This is a genomic window from Pinirhizobacter sp., assembly GCF_035317885.1.
Classification (GTDB): domain Bacteria; phylum Pseudomonadota; class Gammaproteobacteria; order Xanthomonadales; family Rhodanobacteraceae; genus Pinirhizobacter.
In genome coordinates this window covers 1-3,557 of sequence record NZ_DATHFX010000234.1, presented here as the reverse complement: position 1 = coordinate 3,557, position 3,557 = coordinate 1, and the positions used below count along the sequence as shown (strand labels likewise).

The following is a 3,557-nucleotide window of genomic DNA, read 5'->3' as shown; positions in this document are numbered from 1 at the left end:
AGGCGGATCATTTGCTCGGCCAGGTCGCGGATCTTCACCGGATCGCCCATGTCCAGGGCGAATATCTCACCGCCCTTGCCCAGGCTCGCCGCCTGCAGGATCAGCTGGCACGCTTCCGGGATGGTCATGAAGTAGCGGGAGATCTCCGGATGCGTGATGGTGACCGGGCCGCCCTGCTGGATCTGCTGGCGGAACAGCGGCACGACGGAGCCGGCCGAATCGAGCACGTTGCCGAAACGCACGGTAATGAAGCGCGTGCGCACCTGGGCGGAAAGATTCTGGCACCAGATCTCGGCCAGGCGCTTGCAGGCACCCATCACCGAGGTCGGATTCACCGCCTTGTCGGTGGAAATCAAAACAAAGCACTCCACCCCGGCCGCCACCGAAGCTTCCGAGACGATGCGTGTTCCCAGCACGTTGTTGCGGAAGGCTTCGCGCAGCTGTCCCTGCAGCATCGGCACATGCTTGTACGCCGCGGCATGGAAGACCACATGCGGGCGCACGCGTGCAAACACTCGGTTGACCGCGACCTCGTCGCGTACGTCGGCAAGCACGCCTTCGAAGAGGAGTTCCGGATACGCGGCGGTGAGCTCCTGGCCAATGCGGTAGAGGTTGTACTCGGACTGATCCACAACGGTGAGCGACTGGGCGCCCAGTCGCGCGACCTGCCGGCAAAGTTCCGAGCCGATGGAACCGCCGCCACCGGTAACCAGCACGCGCCGGCCGGAAAGGCTTTCACGGATGGCCGTCCAGTCCAGCTCCACCGTGTCGCGGCCGAGGAGGTCCTCGATCGCCACTTCCTTGATCTCGTTGAACTGCGCGCGGCCGGCGACCACGTCTTCAAGACGCGGCACGGTACGGAACGGCAGCCCGGTTTCCTCGCACAGGGCCACCACGTTGCGCATCTCCGAGGTGGTAGCCCCGGGCAAGGCAATCAGCAGCATCTGCACGGCGATCTCGCGGGCCAGTTCCGGCAACTGGTCGATGCGGCCAAGCACCGGCATGCCGTTGATGCGGGCGCCGCGGAGTGCGGGATTGTCGTCGACGAAGCCGATCACCGAGTAGCGGCTGTCGCGGCGGAGGTCGCGTGCCAGCGCCTCGCCGGCACGCCCGGCACCCACCACCAGGACGCGCCGCGTGGGCATCGACTGGAAAAGGTCGAGCCGGCTGTCCTTCCAGAAACGGTAGGTCAGCCGTGGCACGCCCAGCAGCACCGACAACACCACCGGATAAACCAGCAGCACCGAACGAGGCACACCTTCAAGGCGGCCGTAGAGGAACATGGCAAGACCGATCGCCAGGGCGCCCAGGCACGCGGCGCGCAGGATGTTCCACAGGTCCGGCAGGCTGGCAAAACGCCAGACGCCCTTGTAGAGGCCGGTCCAGGTGAAGATGGCGCCCTGCACCAGCAGCACCACGGGAAATTCCAGCGGAAGGTATTCCACCGCCGATTGTTCGGGCATGAGTGCGTAGCGCAGGGATTTGGCGATCCACCAGGCGAGCGCGGCCATGCCAAGGTCGTGGGTGACGACCGCCGAGCGCGGATGAATAATGCCAATGAGCTTGCGCAGGAACATGCGTGAGGAGAATTTTGGTGATCTGGAAATCATATAAGGCATCTGTCACATATGTGCGACAGTCTTTCCTCTTGTTCAGCCATGAGCCACGGAGCGTAATATTGCGCGCTTGCCCCCCACCCAGGCGACCGCAGCCAGGCCATAGCCCAACACGCAGCATAGCGGGGCAAGCCCGGGCCAGGCCATCGCGGCCGCGGCCAGCGGAGCCACCACGCACAGGTTCCAGGCCAGGTAGTAGCCGCCGACGCGGGCGTGCCCGTGACCTCGCCTGACCAGCCACTGGTAAAGGTGTTCGCGGTGGGCGCTGTACCAGCGCCGTCCGCCGCGCATCCGCGAAAGCAGGGTGAGCGTGGCATCGGTGGCGACGCTGCTGGACAGCAGCAAGGCCGCCCATAGCGCGGGCGCATCGACCAGCCAGACCAGAGTGGTCAGGGCAAAGATGATGAAACCCACCGCTCCGCTGCCGACGTCGCCCATGAAGATCCGCGCCGGCGAACGGTTGAACCACCAGAAGCCCAGCGCGGCCATCGAAAACGCGCCGCTGGCGGCGAGCAGTACCGGCGAGCCGATGCCGGCAGCGATGCAGGCGATACCCACGCCGACAAAGATGCACTGCTGGGCCAGCAAGCCATCGATGCCGTCGATGAAGTTGTGCAGGTTGATCGACCAGGTGCCGGCGAGCACCAGCAGCGGCCACCACCACCATGCCAGCCCATGGCTGCACACCGCGGCGGCGAAGACGGCGCACGCGGCCAGCTGTACCAGCAACCTCGGCCGTACGGGCAGATCGCCGTGGTCGTCGAGCCAACCGATTGCGGCAACGCCAAGTGTGCCGGCCAGGAGCGCCGCCAGCAACGGCCACGGCAGCGACCCGGGCAGCACCAGAAGCATTGCCAGCACCCAGGCCACAACCAGCCCCAAGCCTCCGCCCCGCGCCGTAGGCACGGTGTGCGAACGCCGCTGCCCGGGCTGGTCGAGCATGCCGCGCCGGTGGGCATAGGCGATGCATCCGCGCACAACGACGAACGCGACGACGAGCGTCGCGATCATGGTCCAGGCCATCAGTCGCATGCCGCGCTCACTCGTTGGCCACGCCATGGATCGGGCGCACCGTGCCCCAACTCTTGCAACCGGGGCATTGCCAATGGTGCGCCTTGGCACCGAATCCGCAACGGCTGCATCGGTACATCGCCTGGCCTTCGATCAGCTTGCGGGTGAGGTCGCGCAGGATCAGGTAGTTCTCGCGTGCCTCGCCGGAAACCTTGTCCATGGTGGCGTCGATCAAGGCCATCAGGCCACGCACCGACGGACGCTTGCGCAACTGGCCGGTAAGAAAGTCGATCGCCGTGCGTTCGCCATCACGCCCTTCGTAGAGCCGGGTAAGCGCAAGCACCGGTGAGATACCGTGGTAGCGCTCCATGATCTGCCGCAGGAAGGATTCGGCCCGTTCCATCTGCTGCGAGCGCGCGTAACAGTTCAGCAGCGGCGGCAGTATCTCCGGCACGAACGCGATATCGGCATCCACGGCATTTTCGTAGGCGTCCACGGCGCCGGCATAGTCGTCGCTCTCGGCCAGCAGGCGTCCGGTAAGCATGTGCGCTCGCACGCAATCGGCCTGGCAGCGGAAGGCCTCGGCGAGGTACTCGCTGGCCTCCACCCGTGCACCGTGTGAGCGGGACTGCTCGGCCAGTTCGCAGTAGAACTGGGCGATCATCGGCAATTCGTCCTCGCCAGTCATGGTTTCAAGGCGTCGGGCGTGATCGATCGCCTTGTGCCACTCGCGCTCGTGCTGATAGATCGCCACCAGGTGCCGAAGCGCCGACGGCGCCAGAGCGTCCATGGCTACGAGGTCGGAGAACAGGGTTTCGGCGCGGTCGAGCAAACCGGCACGCATGTAGTCCTCACCCAGTTCGAGCAAGGCGACCGTCTTGGTTTCCTCGCTCAGGCCCGGGCGCGACACCAGGTGCTGGTGCAGGCGGA

General features: G+C 65.7%; 3 protein-coding genes. All 3 read right to left on the bottom strand.

The window, feature by feature from the left end:
• Window positions 1-1,577 (bottom strand): SDR family NAD(P)-dependent oxidoreductase (locus tag VK519_RS07715; protein WP_324348737.1); only part of this gene is annotated, 1,577 nt, incomplete at its 3' end.
• Window positions 1,578-1,652: 75 nt separating this feature from the next.
• On the bottom strand, window positions 1,653-2,675 hold the full coding sequence (locus VK519_RS07710; protein WP_324348734.1) for a glycosyltransferase family 4 protein: 1,023 nt from the start codon (window positions 2,673-2,675) through the stop codon (window positions 1,653-1,655).
• Window positions 2,656-3,557 (bottom strand): tetratricopeptide repeat protein (locus tag VK519_RS07705; RefSeq protein ID WP_324348732.1); only part of this gene is annotated, 902 nt, incomplete at its 5' end. The genes VK519_RS07705 and VK519_RS07710, both read right to left, overlap by 20 nt.

Excerpts from the sequence above, each read along its gene's own strand:
- VK519_RS07710 (WP_324348734.1), bottom strand. The coding sequence starts at position 2,675 with ATGGCGTGGCCAACGAGTGAGCGCGGCATGCGACTGATGGCCTGGACC.